The organism is Paenarthrobacter sp. 4246 (assembly GCF_040546855.1).
In the GTDB taxonomy this organism is placed as follows: domain Bacteria; phylum Actinomycetota; class Actinomycetes; order Actinomycetales; family Micrococcaceae; genus Arthrobacter.
Genome location: NZ_JBEPOP010000011.1, coordinates 101,916 through 120,099, shown reverse-complemented (window position 1 = coordinate 120,099; position 18,184 = coordinate 101,916). Strand labels below are relative to the sequence as shown.

Genomic DNA, 18,184 nt, shown 5'->3' with positions numbered 1-18,184 from the left:
ACAGACAGCATCGAACAGGGCCGAAGGTCACAGTGGAGACCCCGGTGTCCGTTGCCTTCGGACCGAACCTCGTTTGAGATGAGCAGGCTCCCCACTCCCTTTTCTGCAGGACCTTTGACTCTTGCTGCCGGATCACATCTCCATCACGCTCATTGCATGGCAAACATGATGAAGGCGTGGTGGGTGGGAAGGCCAGGAATCACTTCGACTCACCCGCTGGAGCAAGGGACCAAGCACGTGCCGATACCTGACGAGGGCGAATTGCTGGTCAAGGTCAATGTGTGTGGGGTCTGTCGCACGGACCTGCATCTGGTTGAAGGTGACCTTCCTCCGCGTCATTCCCGGATTGTTCCAGGTCATGAAGCTGTGGGAATCGTCGTGGAATCAGGCCCCCGTGCCGGCAGATTCAAATCAGGCGACAGGGTGGGCGTGGCATGGCTCGGCGGCACCTGCGGGGTATGCCGCTATTGTCGGCGCGACGCCGAGAACCTGTGCAGCAGACCGGTTTTCACGGGCTGGGACCGGGACGGCGGCTTCGCGGAAATGATGACGGTCAGGGAGGACTTCGCCTACGCCATTCCTCCCCAATTCAGCGATGAGGAGGCTGCGCCGCTCCTTTGCTCGGGAATCATTGGCTACCGTGCCCTGAAACGGGCTGCCCTTCCCCCCGGCGGCCGCTTGGGCATCTACGGGTTCGGAGGCTCAGCCCACTTGACCGCGCAAATCGCAATCCATTCAGGCGCGTCGGTCTTCGTCATGACACGATCCGAAGAGGCCCAGGTTTTGGCCCGAAGCCTGGGGGCGGAATACGTCGGCGGCGCATTCGACGCTCCCCCCGTGAAGCTGGACTCAGCCATTCTTTTCGCACCGGTCGGTGACCTGGTACCTGTCGCGATGAGGGCATTGGACAGGGGCGGAACTCTTGCGGTCGCCGGCATCCACCTCTCCGACATCCCCTCGATGAGCTATGCCGACGAACTCTTCTACGAAAAGCAAGTCCGCAGCGTCACGGCAAACACCCGGGCTGACGGAACGGAATTGCTTGCCCTCGCAGCGCACATGCCATTGATTCCCACCACCACGGCATACCCCTTCGCGGCAGCTGACCAGGCGTTGGATGACCTCGCGAGTGACAGAATCACTGGAGCTGCTGTGTTGAGGATTTCATGACGAGTCAGCGTGCTCTGGGCTTTAGGTCTTCTTTCTTTTAGCGAACCGTTTCTCAAGCTTCGCTTCCGCGTCCTCGCGGCGTTTTCCCAGCCGGAACAACTGCTGAACCAACGGATTCTGTGGGATTGAACGGACCCTTCCGCGTTGTGGTTGCCGGCCCTGATTGCCCGTCGCTGGCTCAACCGCCTCAGATGGGCGTTGACGTCCGACCGGATCCGGATTCTCAGGAATGCGTTCGATCTTCATTCGGCAGCCCTGCTCATCCGCCCATTCGCAGGAACCCGGCCTCCTGCGGGCTTCGTGTCGGCTGACGTCATAGGCGAACAATGGTCCTGGACCAAACCCATCCCTGCACACTCACGGACATGGGAGATGCCCTGCACCGCGGAGTCCTTGTCTACGTAAGAGCACGAGACTGCGAGTTCCCGCCCCTCGGAGTCCACCAGCCGGAACCTGACGTTGGCCTGGCCGTCCGTAAAAAGCTCAAAGATCCCATTCATGGGGCCGCCCCTTCTGCACTTGCTGATCACGGCATCATCGGTCCCCCTATGCCTTCCATCAGCATGCCCGCAGACAGAGTTGGGCCGTAAGGGCCGGAAGTCCCGCTTCTTTTGGATCCCCGGTCCCATTGCGGGACCTTGGACGCTGGAGGGAATACGTCCAACGGCGGATGCTGGCACTAGGGAGCCTAAGCCCCGATACGGGACGCTCACCCATCGACATCCTCGAGCGGCTGTTCGACGCCGATACAGGAACAGCCGCGATCCGGGGCGTGGGAGATCAGGTGAGACGCTCCCACCGTTAGGAGCCGCACCGAGGTGTGAAGTGCACTGCTAACGCGCTCCCTTTATGAATTCCGATCTAAGGATTCCGCGCCACTTTGGATTGATGGCTTGGTGACGGCGTTCAGTGATGCCGTAGTAGGGCGCCCAGAATGCGGCCACAGAGTCAATCTCGCGCTGGCGCTTGGGTAGGTCGGTGCTGCGACGATATTGCTGGCCATACCTTTTTCAGGAAGAGTGTCGAATCAAGGCGATCCCGTTCGTGGCACTTCCGGAACACGTCAACGCACTAACGAACCATAGGGAGAGACTGGGCAGACATGCGGCTTTACAGGATTCCAATCATCGGGCCAGACACACAGCTGCGAAGAATAGAGCACCACGTACTCAGAGTCGGACCAGGAGTCCTGCAGTTGGGGTTAGCGCCGTGATGCATGCGAAAAATGCTGTAACGGCGGCTGAGGAGGCGATCTCACGCACGCATCGAGAGGAGTGGGCGCGGATTGTCGCCGGCCTGGTCCGCCGATTCGGTGACTTGGATATCGCCGAGGAGATGGCTGCGGAAGCCTTCGCCGCAGCGTTCGAGCGATGGAAAACGGAAGGAGTTCCTCCGAATCCGGGCGGATGGATCACCACCACAGCGAACCGAAAGGCTATCGATTGGTTCCGCCGTGAGGCCCGACGCGAAGCAAAGCACGTGCAGGCGTTTCTGATCAACGACCCAGAACCTCCCTCACCATTGGGCGTGCTCGAAGACGATCGACTGCGGTTGGTTTTCAGTTGCTGCCACCCCGCGCTTCCCTTAGACGCACGGGTGGCCCTCACTCTTCGTATCATCGGTGGCCTCACCGTCCCGGAAATCGCACACGCATTCCTGGTACGGGAAACAACGATGGGCCAGCGAATCAGCCGTGCCAAAGAAAAGATTAGAACTTCCCGCATCCCGTACCGTATCCCCGTGGCAGAAGACCTGCCGGCCAGGATCGACGGGGTGCTGGCCGTGCTGTACCTGATATTCAACGAGGGCTACTTCGCTTCGGCACCAGACACGCCTCCGATTCGACGCGAGCTCACTGGCGAAGCGATCCGGCTTACCCGCCTTGTCCATGCCCTGCTGCCAGAGGAAGGCGAAGTAGCAGGTCTCCTGGCACTAATGCTCCTCACTGAGGCCCGCACGCCCGCGCGCCTGTCCATCGAAGGGGACCTCGTACGGCTGGATGCCCAAGACCGCGGATCCTGGGATCGGAACCTCATCGCTGAGGGCCTGGCCATCATCGGTCAAACACAAAAGTCACTCCAACTCAAACAAACGCCACCAGGACGGTACCTGCTGACAGCGGAGATCAATGCTGTTCACGACACCGCCCCAAATGCCGACAACACCGACTGGTCTCAGATCGTTGACCTCTACAACCAGCTCGAACGCCTGGATCCAGGGCCCATCGTGACCCTGAACAAGGCCATCGCGATCTCAGAACTCAATTCACCCGAGGTCGCCCTAACCATCGTGGACAGCCTCAAAGTCAGGCTCGACGGCTACCACGCCTTCCACGCCACCCGAGCAGAGCTGTTACACACCCTTAAACCAACCGAATCCCGGACCGCATACGACCGCGCCATCGCCCTGGCAACCAATACCGCGGAGATCGCCCACCTTATCCGTCGTCGCGACCAGCTCGCACCAACACCTGTGCCCGGGACACCGGGGATGACAACGAATGGAGAGACAGCATGAGTAATCAATACCTCGTTATCCACATGAGCGACCCGACCGGCACTCCGCTGCCCCACACGGATGATCAGCGTCTGCTCGATAAATGGGCAGAAGAAGGAAACGCAACGGGGAGACTGCACGACGGAGCGCCCGTCGCAGGCCCTGACGAAGCCAAATCGGTTGCCATCAGAAACGGCCACGTGGTCATTACTGACGGCCCATTCCCCGAATTCAAGGAATGGTTTGCCGGCTATGACATGATCACCGCGGAATCGATCAACGACGCAGCAGCCTACATGGCCAAGCACCCCACCGCGGTGAACGGCCGAATATACATACTTCCTGTCGTAGCACTTCCCTGGGACAAAAACTGACAATCCCCCGGCTATCAGCCAGAGAGGAACGCATGCCTGAATTCGCAGTACTCATCTACGCAAACGACTCCCTGCACGCGCCCACCGCCACGAAAGAGGAACTCAAGGAGTGCGACGAGCACTTCGAGTCCCTCGTCGCCACCGGACGCATGCACATCGCCTATGCCCTCACGCCGCGGGACCATGCTCGCACGATCCGTGAGGCCGGCAACGCAGACGGGCCATACGCTCCGGGTAGTGACGTGGTTGCAGGGTTCTACATCCTGAACGCGGCCGACATCGACGAAGCAATGAACTTGGCCAGCAAAGATCCGGCCATCCTCACAGGTGGTGGTGTGGAGGTCCGTCCGGTGCACAGCGGCGGCGTCATCGCCGGCACTTGAGGAAATCCTGTCGAAATCTGTCTTCGCCTTTCGTTGCATAGATGACTTGGCCGCCAGAACCGCGGCTACACGTGACAGGAGAATATGACCATGACGACCCAGACGCTGTACTTGTGGTTTCCAGGCAACGCCGCAGAGGCGCTCAGGTTTTACCATGAAACCTTCGGCGGAGAACTGACCCTGCACACCTTCGAGGAGTTCGGCCGCACCGATGGGCCGCCAGCCGCCATCGCACACGGCGAGCTTTCCGGACCAGTGAACTTATACGCCACAGACACCTCCGATGGTGAAGAATCCGTTTCGATGACAGGGGTCAGCATCGCCTTGCTCGGCACGGCCGACGCCTCTACTCTCACGCAGTGGTTCGCTACCATCGCCCAAGGCGGCGGATCCGTTCTCGATCCGCTGCAAAAACGCAGCTGGGGTGCCTACGACGGACAAATCATCGACAGGTTCGGAGTTCGCTGGCTCATCGGCTACGAAGCATCCCAAACCGACAAGGCCGATACTGGTCTCGAGACTCTGCCATCAGGCCCCAGCGAAGCTACCTTCGAGGCTAGTAAGGCATACCACTCATGATCCGCACTTTGCGTGCCGCCGTCGCGGCCCTTCTTATCGCGGCCGGGCTCTCAGCAGCGGGCGCCGCAGCTCCCGCCCAAGCCGCGTACGCAAACTGCAACGGCACCCCGTACGCCTACAACATCTACAGCACCAGCTCAAGCAAAGTGAGGGCGTCGCTTCCGGCTCTGAACGGAAACACGAACAACTATTGCGAACTTGGATCCTGGCTGGGCGGAACATACAACAGCACAGCTCTCTGGGAGTGCTGCTCCACAGGCGGAGTCCGATCTTCGTTTACTAACTAGCGAGATGTCGCATGCTCTCGACGCAGCTTGCCACTTCGGTCAGCAAACCAGCTGGAGATGCTCTTTGCCAGGGCTTTATCATTTGCAGACTCAACGAGTTCGTTCAAGAGACGGTGGCGAGGGCGTATTTGCCCGGAAGACCTTTTCGCCTCCGGGGCCGCCCAGCCCACAAGCAGGTGGGATTTTTCGGTGCCCGAGTCACTAACAGGGCGCAGGGGCTTGCCCCTTTACGTATCCAATCTACGTTGACCAAGGTGTGGATTGTGGCTTGGTTGATATGTTTGAGTTCGCTTCAACATGAAGAATCACCAAGCCGCTCATCCCGCGGGAAGCCCGTTGAGTTGACCCTCGGATGGAGGACCGCCGAGCGAAGATCGATCGACCCGAGGAGTCAACACCCGGGCAGTCACCACCACTTGTAAGAATCCCCAAGCGCCTCATGACCGGCGCGCCTCCTGGCCAGGCTTCATCCTGAAACTCCTGGTCTCCCCGGGGGCCAACATGACAGCCTGCCCTTCCATCCGAAGAGAAATGGGAGCGGCATCGCCATCCGCGGAAAATACGCGGAGGCGACCGTCCTTCAGCTGGATCTTCAACGAATGTCCCTTGTACTTCACATGAAAGGTAACCGCGCGCAATCCCCTCGGCATGGACGGCGTGAAAGACAAACCATCCCGCCCCAACTTCAAACCGGCAAAGCTCCTTTGTACAACGTCTATGGAACCGGCCATGGCACCCAGGTGAATGCCCGCTTTGGTTGTCCCGTGCTGCGTATCGTCGAGATCTGCGTCCAACGCCTCCCGAAAGCTATCCCAAGCCCGATCCGGGTCCAAGGAAGCCAGGACAGAGGCGTGGGCAACGCGGCTCAGGGTTGAACCGTGGGCTGTCCTGGCCAAGTAGTACTCAACGGTCCGGTCCAGTTGCTCGTTCGTCACGGTGTAACCAAGCCTCATCATGAACTCACGAAGCCCCTCACGGCCCAGCAGATATGGCAACATCAACACATCGGCCTGCTTCGCGAGCTTGTAACGGTTGACGTCGTCGCCCTCCGCTTCAAGGATGAGATCCAGCCGCTCAATGTTCTCGTACAGTTGGCGGTACTTGTCCCAGTCAAGTTCTTCAAGGGAGTCGTACCCATGAAACTGGCTGATGACACCATCGGTGTGGAACGGTACAAACATCCTCCGGGACACCCGCTTCCACAACGACACTTCATTAGCCGTGATGCTCAAACGCTCCGTGAGGTCGGCTAACTCATGGCCTTTCAGCATCCCGTGAATCTCTGCAGCGCGTTCGCAGGTCCATGCCGCCATGACGTTGGTGTAGGCGTTGTCATCCAGGCCCGGATCGGGCTCCCCTGGACGGCGGGTGTGATACTCATCCGGGCCCACAACGCCTTTCAGGTGGAAGCGGTGATCGTTGTGGTCATACGCCGCCATGGCAGCAAAGAAGCGTGCCACCTCCACAACGAGTTCTGCTCCCTTGTGCAAGAACCAAGCTTTGTCACCAGTGGCTTCAAAGTACTCCCAGACGTTGAGGGCAACCGCGAGCCCCACGTGCCGCTGCATTCTGGAATGGTCCGGCACCCAGCCCCCGATCTGGCGTTGTAGAGCCAATGCGGAGTTTCTTCGCCGCCGTCGCTGGCACTTTGCCACGGGAACATTGCTCCGGGCAATCCAAGCCTGGACGCCGCTTGTCTTGCTGCGGGGAGCCGCCGCCACCGGTATTCAATCAGAGCCCGGGCCACCTCGGGGGTTCTGGCCGTAAGTACGGGCAGGACGAAGAGCTCGTCCCAAAAGACATGCCCCCGATATCCCTCGCCGTGCAGTCCCCTGGCCGGGACACCGGCGTCGAGCTCCGCCGTATGGCGCGTCAGGGTCTGCAGGAGGTGGAAAAGATGAAGGTTCATGACCAATTGGACCTGTGTGGAAGAGTCGAGTTCCACTAGGAACGGCCGAAGGGAACGCTTCCACGCGGCCACGTGGGAACTGAGCAGGGCTTCAAAGTTTGTGCCAACGCGCGCAAGAACGGCCGAAGCGGCCGAACCCGGGGATGATATGGGCTTATCGCGGGATGTCACGACGGCGGCAACCTTGGTGAAGGCGGTTGCCGCACCATCAGTGCAAGCAACGTCAAACGTGAGGAAGTGGAATGCCTTGACGCTTCCAGGCGACCCGGCATTGCCTGCAGCATCTGCATGGAAGGCGATGGCCACACGAATCTGGCTCTGGCTGGTTTCAGCTTCGACCAGAAGCTCGCAGCTGGGTCCGCCTTGGATTCCTGTCGTCTTGTCGCGCAGGTGGACGCGGGTTCCCATGGCCGGTTCTGGCAGGTTCGCGTTCCTGGTACCGGCGTCGACACCGGCCCGCACCGAAACTGTTCCGTTCCAGCCCAGCGGCGTCAAGAGGGTCTCGACAGCCAGCACGTGCGGCTCCGCCATGGACACCAGACGCCTTTCGACGACGTCCAGACGCCGACCGTCCCCAGACTCCAAGAGAACATGACGAATTAACAGTGCCTGTCCCATATCCAAGGTCCGCCGCTCCTCCACCAAGCGCAAGCCGCCCTCCGACCACCATGTGCCGTTCTCCAGGCGTAGGTCAAAGGGAAGGCAGTTGGGCGCGTTGACCATGTGCTCTTCGATAACAGTCTCCCCGTTCATCCGGGCGGCTACCCTGTTATAGACGCCAGCCAGGTACATGCCGGCATATCGCGACTCCCGGCCGCCCTCGGAAACGGCCCCGCGAACACCCATGTATCCGTTGCCCAGCGTCGTTAAGGCTTCACGGTGCCCCTCATGCTCCGGCGCTGTACCTTCGTAAGTGAGCTGCCAGGGATCGCTCATGACCAGGCCCAGGTCCAGCTCGCCCACATCGTTGAGGACCACGTGCGCGCCAGCTGTTTCGAGTTGCCGGCGGGTCCCCTGCCGGTCGATGCCCACCACAAGCCCGAAACCTCCGCGACGGGCTGATGTCACCCCCGCCACCGAGTCTTCAATGACCACGGCGCGTCCCGGTGAGACCCCCAGGCGCCTGGCAGCCTCAAGGAATACATCCGGTTCAGGTTTGCCGGGGAGCCCCAATTTTGAGGCGACGGTGCCATCCACCACCGCGGCGAAGGTTTCCGTCAATCCTGCTGCGGCAAGTACAGGTGTGGCGTTGCGGCTGGAGGTGACCACTCCGGCTGGAACGCCAGCCGCTTGCAGGCTGTCCAGCAGTTCCAGCGTTCCAGGGTATGCCTGGACGCCGTCCTTCTTTAGACGGGCGAGGTAAGCCTTGTTCTTCAGCGCCCCTAGCCCGTAGGCGGTCCAGTCACCGGTTGCGTCGCTCTGTTCGCCGAGTTCAACCACGACTCCTCGGGACGCCAATAGGTTCATCAGCCCGGCTTCGCGGGGTTTGCCGTCCACCAGGGAAAGATAGTCGTCTGAAGTAAACGGCCGCGTGGGCTTGAGCTTGGGAAATCTGGGATCACCCACAATCGCCTCGTAAGCGTCCCGCCACGCCAGCTGATGCACCATGGCTGTCCGGGTGACAACTCCATCCAGATCAAAGATGACCGCGTCGTACGGGGGTCTCGCCGCAGCCGCCGTGGGTGATCCCTTCATGGCTCTACGCTGGGTCCGGCCGTTTGAAGTGCTTTTCTGCAGCAGCTATCAAGGGTACCGTCCGGATGAAGGTATCGGGGTTCAGTGAAATCGAGTCAATGCCTTCTCGAACAAGGAACTCCGGAAAGTCCGGATGGTTGCTTGGACCTTGACCACAAATCCCTATCCGGATTCCTGCTGTATGAGCCTTCCTAATAACCTCGGAGATCATGGTGGTCACGGCTTCATCGCGTTCATCGAAGAGCCCCGCCAATTGTTCCGAATCACGGTCTACGCCGAGCACCAACTGGGTCAAGTCATTGGAGCCGATGGAGAACCCATCAAAACGGCGGGCGAATTGTTCCGCCAGCACCACGTTGGAAGGGATCTCACACATCATGTAAATGCGCAGCCCGTGCTCTCCACGCACAAGTCCGTTCTCCGACATCGCATTGAGCACCTTGTCCGCTTCGTCCACTGTGCGGCAAAAAGGAACCATGACAATGACGTTTGAGAACCCGATGACTTCACGCGCGCGTTTCACGGCCCGGCATTCCAATGCGAAAGCTTCACGGTAGTGCTTGTTGTAGTAGCGGGAAGCCCCTCGGAATCCCAGCATGGGGTTTTCTTCGGGGTGTTCGAAGAAGCTGCCTCCTACGAGATGTCCATACTCGTTGCTCTTGAAATCACTGAGCCGGACAACCACTGGTTTCGGATGGAAAGGAGCAGCAATCTTGGCTATGCCTGTGGCAAGGACACTGACGAAATACTCCTCGGGGCTGGTGTAGTCCATGGTCAGTTGCTCAATAACAGCGGATTCGTCGTCATCCATCACCAACTCGGGATGGATAAGGGCCATCGGATGAACACGGATCAGGTTGTTGATGATGAATTCCATCCTCGCGAGGCCAACTCCGGCCGCAGGAAGACGCCACCACGTGAAGGCTGCGGCCGGGCTGGCGATGTTGACCATGATGTCCGTGCGCGTTGTGGCCAGGCGCCCGGTGTCCACCTCTTCTACGTCGAAGTCCAGCTTTCCGTCATAGACGTGTCCTTCTTCTCCTTCGGCGCACGAGAGCGTGACGACTTCCCTGCCTGCCAGCGCGTCAGTTCCGTCGCCAGTGCCAACCACTGCCGGAACGCCAAGTTCGCGGCTCACTATGGCCGCGTGGCTGGTAGGTCCCCCGTGGTCAGTCACGATTCCTGCTGCCCGCTTCATCACCGGAACCCAGTCCGGGTCCGTCATGCGGGTTACCAAAATGGCCCCATCCACAAACGCCTCGATGTCCTTGGCATCGCGGATGATGCATACGGGGCCTACAGCTATGGAATTCCCCACCGCGGCACCGGATGCCAGGAGGCGGCCATCCTGTCCCAGATGGTACATGCGGAAGAGCGTCCCGCTTTTTTGGGCCTGAACTGTTTCCGGTCGCGCCTGAACCATGAACAACTCGCCTGTGATGCCGTCCTTGGCCCATTCCATGTCCATCGGACGTCCGTAGTGGTCTTCCACGGACACGGCCCACCGCGCGAGTTTGATGATGTCGAGGTCCGGGAGAACAGTGGCACGTCGTTCTTTGTCGGTGGTTTCCACCATCCTGGTGGAGACGGTCCCTCCCAGGCGGTAAATCATCTTCCGCTCTTTGGACCCCAGGGATCTCTCGATCACAGGCACCAGAGCGGGGTTATCCAGCAGCGGTTTAAACACTTGGTACTTGTCCGGGTTGATGGTTCCCTGAACAACGGTCTCGCCCAATCCCCACGCCGCGCTGATGACGACGCTCTGGGGAAAGCCCGACTCCGTATCGATGGAGAACATCACCCCTGAGGCACCGACGTCGGATCTAACCATGCGCTGGACACCTATGGACAGTGCCACGTCCAAGTGTCCAAAGCCTTTGATTTCCCGGTAACTAATGGCGCGATCAGTGAAAAGTGAGGAAAAACAACGTCGGCAGGCATCAAGGAGCGCGCTCTCACCGGAGATATTCAGGAATGTTTCCTGCTGCCCGGCAAAGCTGGCATCCGGCAGGTCCTCGGCCGTTGCGCTGCTGCGAACAGCCACTGCCAACCGCTCCTGACCCGCCCGTTCACCCAGGTGCCGATAGTTCTGCCTGATGCTCTCGATAAGCCCGGCCGGAAAGTCCCCGGCCAACATCGACTCGCGGATGGCGTGTCCCGTCTCACGGAGGGACAACCTGCCTGCCCTGAGTTCACTGATGGAATCACTGATGACAGATTCGAGTCCGTTGGCAGCCAAAAACTTCCTGTACGCCCCGGACGTCGTTGCGAAGCCGTCGGGCACCTTAACCCCTGCTGAGCGCAACGATGTGGTGAGTTCACCCAGTGATGCATTCTTACCGCCCACTTCGGCGACATCCCCCATTCCGATGTCCTCAAACCATTTGACATGTGACTCTTCGCTGGCTGGCTGCATGCCTTGATTCTGGGCGGGGCGGGACAGAGAGGGCAGAGTCTTTGGTCCCGAACCCTGGAGTGACTTTCGGCCCTGTTTCCTGATCCCGGCACCACACATGCTGGGAGGGAAGGCAGGAGGCACACCATGGCGCTTTCGGAGTTCGAACGGCTCGAACTGGAGAAAATATCAAAAGCCTTTCAGGAGGATGACCCCAGGCTGGCGGCACTGATGAGCTTGGACGACCTGAATCGGCGCCGTTGGAAGGGCATCAAGCGAGGCGTCCTCGCTGCGCTCGCCGGGCTCGGATTGCTGCTGGTGAGTTTCCCATTGGGCAGTCTGGCACTGGGTGTGCTGGGTTTCCTCATCATGGGTGGAGGAACGTACTTGGCAACCGTTTTTATAGGGGAGCGCCCCCTTCGCGGGAAGCCGCGTTCCCGGACAAACGCCCACGAGAACAAGAAGGAACAGTCATGAAAGCACTCGTCGTTTATGATTCCGGCTTTGGCAACACGAAGTCGATCGCTGAGGCCATTGCACAAGGCCTCAGCTCGCTCAACGCGAAAGTGTTGCCCGTCGGACAGCTCCGATCTGAAGATATCTCCGTCGGTGACCTTTTGGTGGTGGGAAGCCCCATCAATGGTTGGCGTCCCACACAGAAGACCATGGAGGCCCTGTCCAGTCTTGGCAGCCGTGGGCTTTCCGGAGTGGTTGCTGCCGGCTTTGATACAAGGGTCAAGTTATTCATCCACGGTGACGCGGCAAAGAAGATCACGAAAACCCTGAAAGACGCCGGAGCCAGCATCGTTGCCAAACCCATGGCCTTCTACGTGAAAGGAACTGAGGGGCCCTTGCTTGAGGGAGAGACCTCCCGTGCAGCTGCGTGGGCTGAAGAACTCCTGGCCAATGCCAAAGCCTATGGAACCAAGAGGAGTGCGTGATGGCCGGGTGGCTTGATCCGAGCAAGATCATTGTTGGCGTCGACGGGTCCGAAGCATCGGTGGAGGCACTTCGGCAAGGACAGCGCATTGCCCTGGCGCTCAACGCACCACTTGAAGCGTGGGGGTGCTGGGAGATGCCACTGGGATATGAGGGATACCTGGCCATGGGTATCGACGGCTTTGCCCATGATGCCGAGGAACGACTCGACAAGGCAGTGGTCGAGGCTTTCGGTACTGAGAAGCCCCGGAACGTCAGTTCCCGCCTCGTTCAACGTTCGCCCCGGGCGGGGCTTGTTGAAGGCAGCAAACATGCGTCCCTACTTGTAGTAGGCCGGCGCGGTCACGGTGGATTTGGCGGACTCCTCCTGGGTTCGGTGAGTTCGGCCTGCGTCGCGCACGCGCACTGCCCGGTTCTGGTGGTCCACTCCCCCGAAAAGGGTCAATGAGATGACCACCGGGCAGATGTCCGTCCCCTCAGCTCCAGGGCGACCGGCGGCCGGCGCGCCTGCTGTGATCGAGGCGGTAGCGCTGACCAAGACATATGGGAAGAATCATGCGCTGAACGCCATGAACCTGAAGGTGCCCGAGGGTTCCATCTTTGGTTTCCTGGGGTTGAACGGGGCTGGCAAGACCACATTCCTCCGTGTGATGAGCGGACTTTCCCGGGCGAGTTCGGGTTCACTGCGGCTGCTCGGCGAAGACGCGACAACGAGCACGCCGTCGATCCGTGACGGCATAGGGTACCTACCGGATGTACCCGCGTTCTATGAATGGATGAACGCGCGGCAAACGCTACATCTCGCAGGCAGGTTGTTTGGGCTTGACGGACCGGAGTTGGATGCCAAGACGGATGAGTTGCTGGATTTCGTCCGGCTCAGCGCAATCGATCAACCCATCGGCAAGTATTCCCGTGGAATGCGCCAACGACTTGGTGTGGCTCAGGCGCTGATCAATTCCCCGAGGCTGCTTTTGCTTGACGAGCCCACCAGCGCCCTTGATCCGGAGGGCCGCAGGGAACTGTTGGATTTCATAGGAGCGCTGCGCGGTAAGACCACGGTGTTTTTCTCAACCCACATTCTCAGCGATGTGGAGCGCGTCTGCGATTCCGTGGCCATCCTGGACAAGGGACGGGTACTGACCCAATCCACCATGGACGAACTGCGTTCGCGGCGCGGGCAACGGCGAATTCTGATCGATGTCAGCCATGGTGCCGAAGCCCTGGCCGGAGTCTTCGGGCAACAGGACTGGGCGGTCTCAGTCCAACCCGGACCACACGGTGAGATTGAGGTCCGGGTGTCGGATACAGAAACCGCCCAGCGTGAAATCCCCCTCCTGATCAGCAGGCAGGGTACGGGTCTGGTACGCATGGAAAACGCTGAATCGGGTCTTGAAGAGGTCTTCCTGGAACTCGTCGGAAAGGGGAACCAGTGAGCACTTTCTCAGTCCTGGCAGCCAAGGAAGGCCACGAAATCTTCCGTACCTGGAGGATATGGGTGTTGCCCGGAATAGTCATGTTCTTCGCAGTGGTTGGTCCGCCCCTGGCAAAAATAACTCCGGAGCTTTTGGGCTCCCTGACAGCGTCTGCACCCGGTACCTTGGCATTGCCGGATGCCACCTTCACTGACGCGTACGGGCAGTGGATAAAGAACCTCTCACAAATCGTCCTGTTCACCATCATCATCATGTACGGCGGAGTGGTTTCCAGCGAGATCCGCGAGGGCACCGCTGCCTTCGTACTCACCAAGCCAGTATCAAGGGCCACTTTCATAGCGGCGAAGGCATCCATGCACGCCATGTTCATCACGGTCGTGTTTGCCTTGGGGACCCTCACCACGTGGTTCGTCACCCTGTTGACCTTCGGGACCGCACCTTCCGGGCAGTTGTGGGGCGCGGCGTTCCTGCTCCTGATCTACGGGCTCCTGGCACTGTCCTACACCACGCTGTTTTCGGTTTTGATCCCGGCAGCGGCCGGGGCCGCTGGAACAGGTTTGGGGATCTACGCTTTGCTGGCTGTGGGAGCGGCCTGGGACCCGCTCGCGACCTTCGGGCCGGCAGGCGTACCCGGCATCGCGGCCGCGATTGCCGCTGGCCAGGAACACGCCTCTCCGGCTTGGCCGGCAGTAACAAGCCTCGTTGCCGCTGCCGCAGCCCTCGGGGTTGCTTCCCTGATCTTCAACCGGAAAGAACTCTAGCCATGAAAAAGCCAGGTCATATCGTCCTTCTTGTTGTGGGCATAATTCTTTCCTTGCTCGGCGTCACGATGGCAGCGGCGGGTGCGGCAGCGGCATGGCTAGCCTCTTCCCAAGACGACGGAGCCTTCTTCACCTCGCCAACAGAGCGGTATACGGTTTCGTCCCGCGCATTGGTCTCCCCCCAACTCGATGCTGTGGGCGAGGGCACCCCCGAAAGGCTTCCCTTCGACGTCGGAACCCTCAGGCTCCGGGCCACTGCGACGGAGGCTGGCCGTGAAGTTTTCATCGGCATTGCACCCCAAAACGAGGTGGACGGGTACCTCGCGGGCGTACATCACACCGAGCTGCGTGAAGTGAAATTCCAACCCTTCCGGCCTGTCTACAGGGATGTTCCAGGATCATCGACCCCCGCAGCACCCGGGGCCCAGCGGTTCTGGGCAGCATCAGCCTCCGGCCCTGGTGAGCAGGAGCTCACGTGGAACATCGCCCCCGGCAATTGGACGGTTGTGGTGATGAACGCTGACGCCAGCGGCGGGGTCTCCGCAGATCTGCAAGCCGGTTTCCGTTCGGACCTCATCAAGCCCGCCGCAATGGGCCTGCTGTTCGCCGGCGTGCTGGCCATCCTTATCGGCGTGCCTCTGTTGGTGCTGGGCGCCGTAGGTCTGGGCCGTGCCGGAGGATCGCCCGGGCAGCCCCCTTCGACATCCGCGGCAGCGCAAGGCCCCGCACCGGCAAGGGCCATGAGTTCACCACTTCATTTCACCGGCCAACTGGACCCCGCTCTGTCGCCCTGGATGTGGCTGGTGAAATGGTTCCTCGCCATCCCCCATTTCTTCGTGCTGTTGTTTCTCTGGTTCGCGTTCGCTGTCACCAGCATCATGGCCTGGTTCGCCATCCTCTTCACGGGCCGCTACCCGCTGTCCCTCTTCCATTTCAATGTGGGCGTCCTCCGATGGAACTGGCGCGTGGCCTTTTACGCTTACGGCGTGGGCGGGACCGATCACTATCCGCCGTTCAGTCTCTCCCGCACGGACTATCCGGCGAACGTTGAGGTGGATTATCCGCCGCGCCTGTCGCGGGGCCTGGTTCTTGTAAAGTCCTGGCTACTGCTCATACCGCACTTGTTGATCGTGGCAGCATTCACGGGGACGGCGACGTGGGCTTGGAGAACCCAGGACGGACCCGCCGGCGTGATCAACGATCGCGGCGGAGGACTGTCCTTGCTTGGTCTGCTGGTCCTCATCGCCTTGGTAATCCTGTTGTTCACCGGCAACTATCCGCGCCCCCTGTTCGCCTTCATCATGGGCATCAACCGATGGGTCTACCGCGTGCTCATCTACGGGGCCCTCCTCCGCGACGAATATCCGCCGTTCCGCCTTGACCAAGGTCCCGCCGACCCCGACTCACTGCAGCCCCCGCCCTCTGACGGGACGGCCAACCAGCCGTGAATGAGGACCACAAACTGGGGAGATAGAAGAACTGTACGACGACGAACACGTTGACTGCCGCTGTCCGCGCCTCCTCAAGCCGGCTCCGCTTCCTGAAGTTATCAGCGTTCCCCTATAGACCATGTTGCGTCGGTCGACTGAGGGGCACTGGCTGGTCATCGGAGTCCTGTTCCACCTCGCGGGTCAGGCAGCAATAACCAACCTGCCGGTCATGAACGGCCTCTTCCACACCGCGCCCCTTGCACCGGACACCTGGTTGGGAATTCTGGTTGTCGGCGTAGTTGCTTCCGTGGCGGTAGCTGCGGACAAACGTTTTCGACACACCATCATTTAGGAGGAACGATGATTCGAATGATGCTTCTAACCGTGCAAGGATTGGTCGCGGTGACATCGATTGCCGGCGGCCTGGTCATGGCCGTGGGGTCCTGGCCGGGAGTGGACAGGAGCGCTTTGCCGCCCGAGATCCAACTACCGGAGGAATACCTGAGCGGATCGCCCTTCAGCAGCTACCTGGTCCCGGGTCTTCTGTTGGCAGTTGTCGTCGGAGGGCTGCATGGGCTGGCCTTCATCCTGCATCTGCGGCGGGGTGCTTTCGCCTCCTTGGCAGCTGCCGCGGCAGGCTACTCCATCCTCGTGTGGATATTCGTCCAGATGGCACTGATTCCGTTCAGTGCGCTGCAGGCGGCCTACTTCGGAGCGGGTTTGGCGGAAGTAGGTTTGCTCCTGCTTTTGCTTGGAGTCACCTCCCCGGAGCCGGCGGGAGACGTTCCGGGATCAATCGGGCCTTTGGGCCCTGTTGGGGACCGGAAAGCGGCCGTAGGATCTCCGCATGAGCGACAAAAACATAGTGCCTGAGGCAGAAGTACTTGAACCGGACGATAGTTGGAGGCTCCTTGGCGAGGCCAACGTTGGACGACTTTCTGTGATCGTCAACGGCCACCCTGATATCTTTCCCGTGAACTTCGCAGTGGACAACAACACTGTGGTTTTCAGGACCGGGCCGGGAACCAAACAGTGGGCCATGGAGGATGACGCCGTGGTAGCCATCGAGGCGGACTCCGTCAGTGCCGAATTCGGGATTGCATGGAGTGTGGTCGTGAAAGGCACAGTCGAGAACGCAGGGTCCGGAGGCCCTCGACTTGATGAGATCAGGCGCGCCCTTTTCCCCTGGCAGGGAGTGGGTCAGGACCACCTCTTCAGGATCGTTCCGGCCTCGGTGACCGGGAGACGATTCGACCTTTCAGCGCCGATGTCCCTTGGCACTCCGCTCAACGACGCAACACGGGCCGGCCTGGAATAGTCCGGTGCGCCCTTGAAGAATCAGGTGGCACCTCCTCGCACCGGAATAGTCCTGTCAGCAGACCGGCTCGTCAAGAGATTCGGTGACCTGACCGCCGTCGACGACGTCTCCTTCGCCATCCGCCCTGGTGAGACTTACGGTCTCTTGGGCCCGAACGGAGCCGGTAAGACCACCATCATCAACATGGTCGCCGGTCTGGTCCCCGCCGATTCCGGATCTGTGGAGGTGGCCGGTATCCGGATGGACCCGGCAGTCATTGCGGCAAAACGTCATCTGGGGCTGGTACCTCAAGAGCTTGCCATTTATCCGGATCTGACGGCCCGCGAGAACCTTAACTTCTTCGGCCGGCTCCAGGGCCTGGGCCGGAAGGAGTTGTCCTCCAGGGTGAAGACGACTTTAGACCTTCTTGGACTGATGGAGCGGGCTGATGAACAAACCAAAAAGTACTCCGGTGGTATGAAGCGTCGTTTGAACATTGGTATCGGTTTGCTGCACCGCCCCGGGTTGTTGATCCTGGATGAACCGACCGTGGGTGTTGATCCCCAGTCCCGGAACTCGATTCTTGAGGCGGTGGGAAACCTCTCGACGGAGGGCACCGCTGTCCTCTACACGACGCACTACATGGAAGAGGCCGAGCGCCTCTGTGACCGGATTGCCATCCTGGACCAAGGCCGGGTCCAAGCTGAAGGAACCAGGGACGAGCTCATTACACTCACCGGCGGCGTGGACCGGATCAGCCTTGTGGGGACCGGCCGGACCACGGCAGCCGCTGAAGCACTGAGGTCGCTCGACGGCGTTCACCGCGTCACCGATTCCGGAGGAACCGAACTGCTACTCACCGTCAGGGACGGCGCAGCTCTCCTCGCAGGCATCGTTACCACCGCAGCCCGATCAGGAATGACGCTGGTATCGGTATCCGTGACACGTCCGGACCTCGAATCGGTCTTCCTGCATTTAACCGGCAAAGCGCTCAGGGATTGACCGTGCGAGCGCTGTGGACCATGGTCGGCAATGA

At 60.3% G+C, this 18,184-nt stretch carries 19 protein-coding genes and 1 pseudogene; 16 read left to right on the top strand and 4 right to left on the bottom strand.

All coding sequences use genetic code 11. From position 1 onward, the window contains the following. Window positions 1-156 precede the first annotated feature (156 nt). Window positions 157-1,170 (top strand): zinc-dependent alcohol dehydrogenase family protein, encoded by a 1,014-nt coding sequence (locus ABIE35_RS18840; protein ID WP_354517290.1) that lies wholly within the window; start codon window positions 157-159, stop codon window positions 1,168-1,170. Window positions 1,171-1,412: 242 nt separating this feature from the next. On the opposite strand, the gene ABIE35_RS18835 is transcribed toward ABIE35_RS18840, so the two are convergent. Continuing rightward, window positions 1,413-1,670 (bottom strand): YegP family protein, encoded by a 258-nt coding sequence (locus ABIE35_RS18835; RefSeq protein ID WP_354517288.1) that lies wholly within the window; start codon window positions 1,668-1,670, stop codon window positions 1,413-1,415. 712 nt (window positions 1,671-2,382) lie between these two features. Between ABIE35_RS18835 and ABIE35_RS18830 the strand changes: the two genes are divergently transcribed. The 5 genes from ABIE35_RS18830 (at window position 2,383) to ABIE35_RS18810 (ending at window position 5,289) form a co-directional block, all read left to right on the top strand. Next, window positions 2,383-3,687: an RNA polymerase sigma factor gene (locus tag ABIE35_RS18830; RefSeq protein WP_354517382.1), complete on the top strand. Its 1,305-nt coding sequence runs from the start codon at window positions 2,383-2,385 to the stop codon at window positions 3,685-3,687. After that, entirely contained in the window at window positions 3,684-4,040 is a 357-nt protein-coding gene (locus ABIE35_RS18825; protein ID WP_354517286.1) for a YciI family protein, read from the top strand. The genes ABIE35_RS18830 and ABIE35_RS18825 overlap by 4 nt, the downstream gene beginning before the upstream one ends. Before the next feature lie 32 nt (window positions 4,041-4,072). Beyond that, window positions 4,073-4,423: a YciI family protein gene (locus ABIE35_RS18820; protein WP_354517284.1), complete on the top strand. Its 351-nt coding sequence runs from the start codon at window positions 4,073-4,075 to the stop codon at window positions 4,421-4,423. A 90-nt stretch (window positions 4,424-4,513) separates the two neighbouring features. Next, window positions 4,514-5,002: a VOC family protein gene (locus ABIE35_RS18815; RefSeq protein WP_354517282.1), complete on the top strand. Its 489-nt coding sequence runs from the start codon at window positions 4,514-4,516 to the stop codon at window positions 5,000-5,002. Continuing rightward, window positions 4,999-5,289 carry a hypothetical protein gene (locus ABIE35_RS18810; RefSeq protein WP_354517281.1) on the top strand — a complete coding sequence of 97 codons (291 nt, stop codon included), beginning with the start codon at window positions 4,999-5,001 and terminating at the stop codon, window positions 5,287-5,289. The genes ABIE35_RS18815 and ABIE35_RS18810 overlap by 4 nt, the downstream gene beginning before the upstream one ends. 437 nt (window positions 5,290-5,726) lie before the next feature. Here ABIE35_RS18810 and ABIE35_RS18805 read toward each other — a convergent pair whose 3' ends face one another. The 3 genes and pseudogenes from ABIE35_RS18805 to ppsA form a co-directional block, all read right to left on the bottom strand. Then, entirely contained in the window at window positions 5,727-5,939 is a 213-nt protein-coding gene (locus tag ABIE35_RS18805; protein ID WP_354517381.1) for a glycosyl hydrolase family 65 domain-containing protein, read from the bottom strand. A gap of 126 nt (window positions 5,940-6,065) precedes the next feature. Beyond that, a pseudogene (locus ABIE35_RS18800) lies at window positions 6,066-8,806 on the bottom strand (HAD-IA family hydrolase); the annotation flags it as partial. A gap of 91 nt (window positions 8,807-8,897) precedes the next feature. Continuing rightward, complete coding sequence (gene ppsA / locus ABIE35_RS18795; protein ID WP_354517279.1) at window positions 8,898-11,309, bottom strand: phosphoenolpyruvate synthase; 2,412 nt, start codon at window positions 11,307-11,309, stop codon at window positions 8,898-8,900. A gap of 126 nt (window positions 11,310-11,435) precedes the next feature. Between ppsA and ABIE35_RS18790 the strand changes: the two genes are divergently transcribed. From ABIE35_RS18790 to ABIE35_RS18745, 10 genes are all read left to right on the top strand, one after another. After that, the gene (locus ABIE35_RS18790; protein WP_354517277.1) at window positions 11,436-11,765 is read left to right on the top strand and encodes a DUF3040 domain-containing protein; all 330 of its coding nucleotides are present in this window, start codon (window positions 11,436-11,438) and stop codon (window positions 11,763-11,765) included. Further along, the gene (locus tag ABIE35_RS18785) at window positions 11,762-12,229 is read left to right on the top strand and encodes a flavodoxin family protein (RefSeq protein WP_354517275.1); all 468 of its coding nucleotides are present in this window, start codon (window positions 11,762-11,764) and stop codon (window positions 12,227-12,229) included. The genes ABIE35_RS18790 and ABIE35_RS18785 overlap by 4 nt, the downstream gene beginning before the upstream one ends. Beyond that, on the top strand, window positions 12,229-12,675 hold the full coding sequence (locus tag ABIE35_RS18780; protein WP_354517273.1) for a universal stress protein: 447 nt from the start codon (window positions 12,229-12,231) through the stop codon (window positions 12,673-12,675). Before ABIE35_RS18785 ends, ABIE35_RS18780 begins: the two co-directional genes overlap by 1 nt. Before the next feature lies 1 nt (window position 12,676). Next, on the top strand, window positions 12,677-13,660 hold the full coding sequence (locus tag ABIE35_RS18775) for an ABC transporter ATP-binding protein (RefSeq protein ID WP_354517272.1): 984 nt from the start codon (window positions 12,677-12,679) through the stop codon (window positions 13,658-13,660). Continuing rightward, window positions 13,657-14,421: an ABC transporter permease gene (locus ABIE35_RS18770; RefSeq protein WP_354517270.1), complete on the top strand. Its 765-nt coding sequence runs from the start codon at window positions 13,657-13,659 to the stop codon at window positions 14,419-14,421. Before ABIE35_RS18775 ends, ABIE35_RS18770 begins: the two co-directional genes overlap by 4 nt. Window positions 14,422-14,423: 2 nt before the next feature. Continuing rightward, window positions 14,424-15,869 carry a DUF4389 domain-containing protein gene (locus tag ABIE35_RS18765; RefSeq protein ID WP_354517268.1) on the top strand — a complete coding sequence of 482 codons (1,446 nt, stop codon included), beginning with the start codon at window positions 14,424-14,426 and terminating at the stop codon, window positions 15,867-15,869. Window positions 15,870-15,990: 121 nt separating this feature from the next. Beyond that, a complete protein-coding gene (locus ABIE35_RS18760; protein ID WP_354517266.1) occupies window positions 15,991-16,203 on the top strand; it encodes a cation transporting ATPase C-terminal domain-containing protein in 213 nt (70 codons plus the stop codon). A 50-nt stretch (window positions 16,204-16,253) separates the two neighbouring features. After that, a complete protein-coding gene (locus ABIE35_RS18755) occupies window positions 16,254-16,724 on the top strand; it encodes a hypothetical protein (protein WP_354517265.1) in 471 nt (156 codons plus the stop codon). Continuing rightward, on the top strand, window positions 16,699-17,169 hold the full coding sequence (locus ABIE35_RS18750; RefSeq protein ID WP_354517263.1) for a pyridoxamine 5'-phosphate oxidase family protein: 471 nt from the start codon (window positions 16,699-16,701) through the stop codon (window positions 17,167-17,169). Before ABIE35_RS18755 ends, ABIE35_RS18750 begins: the two co-directional genes overlap by 26 nt. 24 nt (window positions 17,170-17,193) lie before the next feature. Continuing rightward, a complete protein-coding gene (locus ABIE35_RS18745) occupies window positions 17,194-18,150 on the top strand; it encodes an ABC transporter ATP-binding protein (RefSeq protein WP_354517261.1) in 957 nt (318 codons plus the stop codon). The last annotated feature ends 34 nt before the right edge of the window (window positions 18,151-18,184 follow it).

What these genes read in the sequence shown, in the direction of transcription:
- ABIE35_RS18790 (WP_354517277.1), top strand. Translation starts at nt 11,436, where the DNA reads ATGGCGCTTTCGGAGTTCGAACGGCTCGAACTGGAGAAAATATCAAAA.
- ppsA (WP_354517279.1), bottom strand. Translation starts at nt 11,309, where the DNA reads ATGCAGCCAGCCAGCGAAGAGTCACATGTCAAATGGTTTGAGGACATC.
- ABIE35_RS18760 (WP_354517266.1), top strand. Translation starts at nt 15,991, where the DNA reads ATGTTGCGTCGGTCGACTGAGGGGCACTGGCTGGTCATCGGAGTCCTG.
- ABIE35_RS18835 (WP_354517288.1), bottom strand. Translation starts at nt 1,670, where the DNA reads ATGAATGGGATCTTTGAGCTTTTTACGGACGGCCAGGCCAACGTCAGG.
- ABIE35_RS18765 (WP_354517268.1), top strand. Translation starts at nt 14,424, where the DNA reads ATGAAAAAGCCAGGTCATATCGTCCTTCTTGTTGTGGGCATAATTCTT.
- ABIE35_RS18825 (WP_354517286.1), top strand. Translation starts at nt 3,684, where the DNA reads ATGAGTAATCAATACCTCGTTATCCACATGAGCGACCCGACCGGCACT.
- ABIE35_RS18780 (WP_354517273.1), top strand. Translation starts at nt 12,229, where the DNA reads ATGGCCGGGTGGCTTGATCCGAGCAAGATCATTGTTGGCGTCGACGGG.
- ABIE35_RS18750 (WP_354517263.1), top strand. Translation starts at nt 16,699, where the DNA reads ATGAGCGACAAAAACATAGTGCCTGAGGCAGAAGTACTTGAACCGGAC.
- ABIE35_RS18830 (WP_354517382.1), top strand. Translation starts at nt 2,383, where the DNA reads ATGCATGCGAAAAATGCTGTAACGGCGGCTGAGGAGGCGATCTCACGC.
- ABIE35_RS18775 (WP_354517272.1), top strand. Translation starts at nt 12,677, where the DNA reads ATGACCACCGGGCAGATGTCCGTCCCCTCAGCTCCAGGGCGACCGGCG.
- ABIE35_RS18815 (WP_354517282.1), top strand. Translation starts at nt 4,514, where the DNA reads ATGACGACCCAGACGCTGTACTTGTGGTTTCCAGGCAACGCCGCAGAG.
- ABIE35_RS18805 (WP_354517381.1), bottom strand. Translation starts at nt 5,939, where the DNA reads ATGCCGAGGGGATTGCGCGCGGTTACCTTTCATGTGAAGTACAAGGGA.
- ABIE35_RS18810 (WP_354517281.1), top strand. Translation starts at nt 4,999, where the DNA reads ATGATCCGCACTTTGCGTGCCGCCGTCGCGGCCCTTCTTATCGCGGCC.
- ABIE35_RS18840 (WP_354517290.1), top strand. Translation starts at nt 157, where the DNA reads ATGGCAAACATGATGAAGGCGTGGTGGGTGGGAAGGCCAGGAATCACT.
- ABIE35_RS18820 (WP_354517284.1), top strand. Translation starts at nt 4,073, where the DNA reads ATGCCTGAATTCGCAGTACTCATCTACGCAAACGACTCCCTGCACGCG.
- ABIE35_RS18785 (WP_354517275.1), top strand. Translation starts at nt 11,762, where the DNA reads ATGAAAGCACTCGTCGTTTATGATTCCGGCTTTGGCAACACGAAGTCG.